2 tRNA genes and 2 rRNA genes are annotated in these 5,630 nt (G+C 50.3%); all 4 read left to right on the top strand.

The features are described 5' to 3' along the window. Nucleotides 1-535: 535 nt before the first annotated feature. The 4 genes from ACCC97_RS28540 to ACCC97_RS28525 all read left to right on the top strand — a co-directional run bounded on the left by ACCC97_RS28540 (nt 536) and on the right by ACCC97_RS28525 (nt 5,549). Nucleotides 536-2,070, top strand: a 16S ribosomal RNA gene (locus ACCC97_RS28540). A 90-nt stretch (nt 2,071-2,160) separates the two neighbouring features. Then, a tRNA-Ile gene (locus ACCC97_RS28535) sits at nt 2,161-2,237 on the top strand. Between the two features lie 39 nt (nt 2,238-2,276). Continuing rightward, nucleotides 2,277-2,352: transfer RNA gene (locus tag ACCC97_RS28530), tRNA-Ala, on the top strand. Between the two features lie 321 nt (nt 2,353-2,673). Further along, nucleotides 2,674-5,549, top strand: a 23S ribosomal RNA gene (locus ACCC97_RS28525). The 16S and 23S rRNA genes sit together here with 2 tRNA genes alongside, the layout of an rRNA operon. The last annotated feature ends 81 nt before the right edge of the window (nt 5,550-5,630 follow it).

Raw genomic sequence — 5,630 nt, 5'->3', positions numbered from 1 at the left:
GGAGTTCTGCTTGCGAGTCGGCAAAGAAAGTCTTCAAAAAGTTTGACTGGTCTTAAAAAACCGGTGCATAATCGAAGGCTTCGCTGAAACGGCTTCAGTGGCTTGTAATGAAAGTTGCGGGTTGCGATGAGGGGCTGGTTGAAAGCAAAAAGGGTTGAAAAAGTTTGGTGAGACTTCAAAAGTCGTGCTAGACTACAAGGCTCCGCTGAAACGGCTTCAGCAGCTTGCAACGAAGGTTGCGGGATGCGAATAAAGAAGTTGTTGAAAGCGAAAAAAGTTTGACGATTCTTTAAAAATCGTGATAGACTACAAGGCTTCGCTGATCGCAGCAAGGCAAAACGAAGCAGGCGAAAGTTGCTTCGGGGTTCGTTAAAAATTTACAGCCGATAAGCGTGGGCGTTTGAAGGTAATTGCGTAAGTTCTTCGGAACAAGTCGCAAGACTTAAAAACGCTCATGAGATAGAAGTGAAGTTCACTTTAATTCTTTTTTTATGAGTTTTGCTTGACTGCGAGGTCAGGCGCAAAAATCAAGATCGAACTATAGAGTTTGATCCTGGCTCAGATTGAACGCTGGCGGCATGCCTTACACATGCAAGTCGAACGGCAGCGCGGGAGCAATCCTGGCGGCGAGTGGCGAACGGGTGAGTAATACATCGGAACGTGCCCAATCGTGGGGGATAACGCAGCGAAAGCTGTGCTAATACCGCATACGATCTACGGATGAAAGCAGGGGATCGCAAGACCTTGCGCGAATGGAGCGGCCGATGGCAGATTAGGTAGTTGGTGAGGTAAAGGCTCACCAAGCCTTCGATCTGTAGCTGGTCTGAGAGGACGACCAGCCACACTGGGACTGAGACACGGCCCAGACTCCTACGGGAGGCAGCAGTGGGGAATTTTGGACAATGGGCGCAAGCCTGATCCAGCCATGCCGCGTGCAGGATGAAGGCCTTCGGGTTGTAAACTGCTTTTGTACGGAACGAAACGGCCTTTTCTAATAAAGAGGGCTAATGACGGTACCGTAAGAATAAGCACCGGCTAACTACGTGCCAGCAGCCGCGGTAATACGTAGGGTGCAAGCGTTAATCGGAATTACTGGGCGTAAAGCGTGCGCAGGCGGTTATGTAAGACAGTTGTGAAATCCCCGGGCTCAACCTGGGAACTGCATCTGTGACTGCATAGCTAGAGTACGGTAGAGGGGGATGGAATTCCGCGTGTAGCAGTGAAATGCGTAGATATGCGGAGGAACACCGATGGCGAAGGCAATCCCCTGGACCTGTACTGACGCTCATGCACGAAAGCGTGGGGAGCAAACAGGATTAGATACCCTGGTAGTCCACGCCCTAAACGATGTCAACTGGTTGTTGGGTCTTCACTGACTCAGTAACGAAGCTAACGCGTGAAGTTGACCGCCTGGGGAGTACGGCCGCAAGGTTGAAACTCAAAGGAATTGACGGGGACCCGCACAAGCGGTGGATGATGTGGTTTAATTCGATGCAACGCGAAAAACCTTACCCACCTTTGACATGTACGGAATTCGCCAGAGATGGCTTAGTGCTCGAAAGAGAACCGTAACACAGGTGCTGCATGGCTGTCGTCAGCTCGTGTCGTGAGATGTTGGGTTAAGTCCCGCAACGAGCGCAACCCTTGTCATTAGTTGCTACATTCAGTTGGGCACTCTAATGAGACTGCCGGTGACAAACCGGAGGAAGGTGGGGATGACGTCAAGTCCTCATGGCCCTTATAGGTGGGGCTACACACGTCATACAATGGCTGGTACAAAGGGTTGCCAACCCGCGAGGGGGAGCTAATCCCATAAAACCAGTCGTAGTCCGGATCGCAGTCTGCAACTCGACTGCGTGAAGTCGGAATCGCTAGTAATCGTGGATCAGAATGTCACGGTGAATACGTTCCCGGGTCTTGTACACACCGCCCGTCACACCATGGGAGCGGGTTCTGCCAGAAGTAGTTAGCTTAACCGCAAGGAGGGCGATTACCACGGCAGGGTTCGTGACTGGGGTGAAGTCGTAACAAGGTAGCCGTATCGGAAGGTGCGGCTGGATCACCTCCTTTCTGGAAACAAGCAATTTAATTTAAACGCCCACACTTATCGGTTGTTGGAAGAAGTCGGTTGTCTTCATTTTTTGAAGATGATTGGCGAATGGGTCTGTAGCTCAGCTGGTTAGAGCACCGTCTTGATAAGGCGGGGGTCGTTGGTTCGAGCCCAACTAGACCCACCAAATCTTCCTGTGACGCGTTTGGAACATTGAAGTGTTCACGGGGGATTAGCTCAGCTGGGAGAGCACCTGCTTTGCAAGCAGGGGGTCGTCGGTTCGATCCCGTCATCCTCCACCAATAACGATACTTAATTCAACACCAAAGCGGCTTCGTGTGAAAGCATGAGGCTTCTTTGTTGTTGATCAAGATCTCTTGATCAATCGGCTGTTCTTTAAAAATTCATAGAGTCGAATCAGCGCTGCTGATGGAAACTGCACATTCGTAAAGGTTTAGTGCAGACCGTGCCATCAGCAGCATAGAATTTTTGATTGCGTCAAAAGAAACTTCAATTTCGAGTCAAATCGAATTTTGAATGTAACGGCATAACGCGCCAGGTGAAAGACCTGGTAATTCCTTGAAACGATTTTGGATCTCTGCAAAGAGAGCTCAAAGTTATAGGGTCAAGTGAATAAGAGCACGTGGTGGATGCCTTGGCAATGATAGGCGACGAAGGACGTGATAGCCTGCGATAAGCTTCGGGGAGCTGGCAAATTAGCTTTGATCCGGAGATTTCCGAATGGGGAAACCCACCTGCAAAGGTATCGCATGATGAATACATAGTCATGCGAGGCGAACCGGGTGAACTGAAACATCTCAGTAGCTCGAGGAAAAGACATCAACCGAGATTCCGAAAGTAGTGGCGAGCGAAATCGGAGAAGCCTGTTAGTGATAGCACAAGACATAACGGAACAGCTTGGAAAGGCTGGCCATAGCGGGTGATAGCCCCGTACGTGAAATGACCTGTGTGGTACTGAGCTAACGACAAGTAGGGCGGGACACGAGAAATCCTGTCTGAATATGGGGGGACCATCCTCCAAGGCTAAATACTCATCATTGACCGATAGTGAACTAGTACCGTGAGGGAAAGGCGAAAAGAACCCCGGGAGGGGAGTGAAATAGATCCTGAAACCGCGTGCTTACAAAAAGTAGGAGCCTCGTAAGGGGTGACTGCGTACCTTTTGTATAATGGGTCAGCGACTTACATTCAGTGGCAAGGTTAACCGAATAGGGAAGCCGTAGAGAAATCGAGTCCGAATAGGGCGATCAGTCGCTGGGTGTAGACCCGAAACCAAGTGATCTATCCATGGCCAGGATGAAGGTGCCGTAACAGGTACTGGAGGTCCGAACCGACTAGTGTTGCAAAACTAGCGGATGAGCTGTGGATAGGGGTGAAAGGCTAAACAAACTTGGAAATAGCTGGTTCTCTCCGAAAACTATTTAGGTAGTGCCTCAAGTATTACCATCGGGGGTAGAGCACTGTTTTGGCTAGGGGGTCATGGCGACTTACCAAACCAAGGCAAACTCCGAATACCGATGAGTACAGCTTGGGAGACAGAGCACCGGGTGCTAACGTCCGGACTCAAGAGGGAAACAACCCAGACCGCCAGCTAAGGTCCCTAAAATTGGCTAAGTGGGAAACGAAGTGGGAAGGCTAAAACAGTCAGGATGTTGGCTTAGAAGCAGCCATCATTTAAAGAAAGCGTAATAGCTCACTGATCGAGTCGTCCTGCGCGGAAGATGTAACGGGGCTAAGCCAGTTACCGAAGCTGCGGATTTGCAATTTATTGCAAGTGGTAGGAGAGCGTTCTGTAAGCCTGTGAAGGTGCGTTGTAAAGCGTGCTGGAGGTATCAGAAGTGCGAATGCTGACATGAGTAGCGTTAAAGGGGGTGAAAAGCCCCCTCGCCGTAAGCGCAAGGTTTTCTACGCAACGTTCATCGGCGTAGAGTGAGTCGGCCCCTAAGGCGAGGCAGAGATGCGTAGCTGATGGGAAACAGGTCAATATTCCTGTACCGATTGTTAGTGCGATGTGGGGACGGATCTTAATAGGTCATCCAGTTATTGGATTATTCTGGTTTAGTTGGATGTAGGCGTGCATTAGGCAAATCCGGTGCACATATACCGAGGCCAACGATCGAGCGGACTTGTCCGTGAAGTGACTGAACGAGGTTCCAGGAAAAGCCACTAAGCTTCAGCTAACAACGACCGTACCGCAAACCGACACTGGTGCGCGAGATGAGTATTCTAAGGCGCTTGAGAGAACTCAGGAGAAGGAACTCGGCAAATTGACACCGTAACTTCGGAAGAAGGTGTGCCCTATTAGTGTGTAGTGAACAACGAAGCATGAATGGGTTGCAAAAAATCGGTGGCTGCGACTGTTTATTAAAAACACAGCACTCTGCAAACACGAAAGTGGACGTATAGGGTGTGACGCCTGCCCGGTGCTGGAAGATTAAATGATGGGGTGCAAGCTCTTGATTGAAGTCCCAGTAAACGGCGGCCGTAACTATAACGGTCCTAAGGTAGCGAAATTCCTTGTCGGGTAAGTTCCGACCTGCACGAATGGCGTAACGATGGCCACACTGTCTCCTCCTGAGACTCAGCGAAGTTGAAATGTTTGTGATGATGCAATCTCCCCGCGGAAAGACGGAAAGACCCCATGAACCTTTACTGTAGCTTTGTATTGGACTTTGAACAGATCTGTGTAGGATAGGTGGGAGGCTTTGAAGCAGGGTCGCTAGATCTTGTGGAGCCAACGTTGAAATACCACCCTGGTGTGTTTGAGGTTCTAACCTAGGTCCATTATCTGGATCGGGGACAGTGCATGGTAGGCAGTTTGACTGGGGCGGTCTCCTCCCAAAGCGTAACGGAGGAGTTCGAAGGTACGCTAGTTACGGTCGGACATCGTGACGATAGTGCAATGGCATAAGCGTGCTTAACTGCGAGACTGACAAGTCGAGCAGATGCGAAAGCAGGACATAGTGATCCGGTGGTTCTGTATGGAAGGGCCATCGCTCAACGGATAAAAGGTACTCTGGGGATAACAGGCTGATACCGCCCAAGAGTTCATATCGACGGCGGTGTTTGGCACCTCGATGTCGGCTCATCTCATCCTGGGGCTGTAGCCGGTCCCAAGGGTATGGCTGTTCGCCATTTAAAGAGGTACGTGAGCTGGGTTTAAAACGTCGTGAGACAGTTTGGTCCCTATCTTCCGTGGGCGCTGCAGATTTGAGGAAGCCTGCTCCTAGTACGAGAGGACCGGAGTGGACACACCTCTGGTGTATCGGTTGTCACGCCAGTGGCATTGCCGAGTAGCTAAGTGTGGAAGAGATAACCGCTGAAAGCATCTAAGCGGGAAACTCGTTTCAAGATGAGATCTGCCGGGGCCTTGAGCCCCCTGAAGAGTCGTTCAAGACCAGGACGTTGATAGGTCAGGTGTGGAAGCGCAGTAATGCGTTAAGCTAACTGATACTAATTGCTCGTGCGGCTTGACCCTATAACTTTGATCAATCCGATCAAGGTGTTATGCCAAGTTGACGCATTCAAAATAATTCGCCACAAGCTGATTCCAAACTCT

The sequence above is a fragment of the Variovorax sp. Varisp85 genome (genome assembly GCF_047304045.1).
GTDB lineage: Bacteria > Pseudomonadota > Gammaproteobacteria > Burkholderiales > Burkholderiaceae_C > Variovorax.
This window is presented reverse-complemented; position numbering and strand designations above follow the sequence as displayed.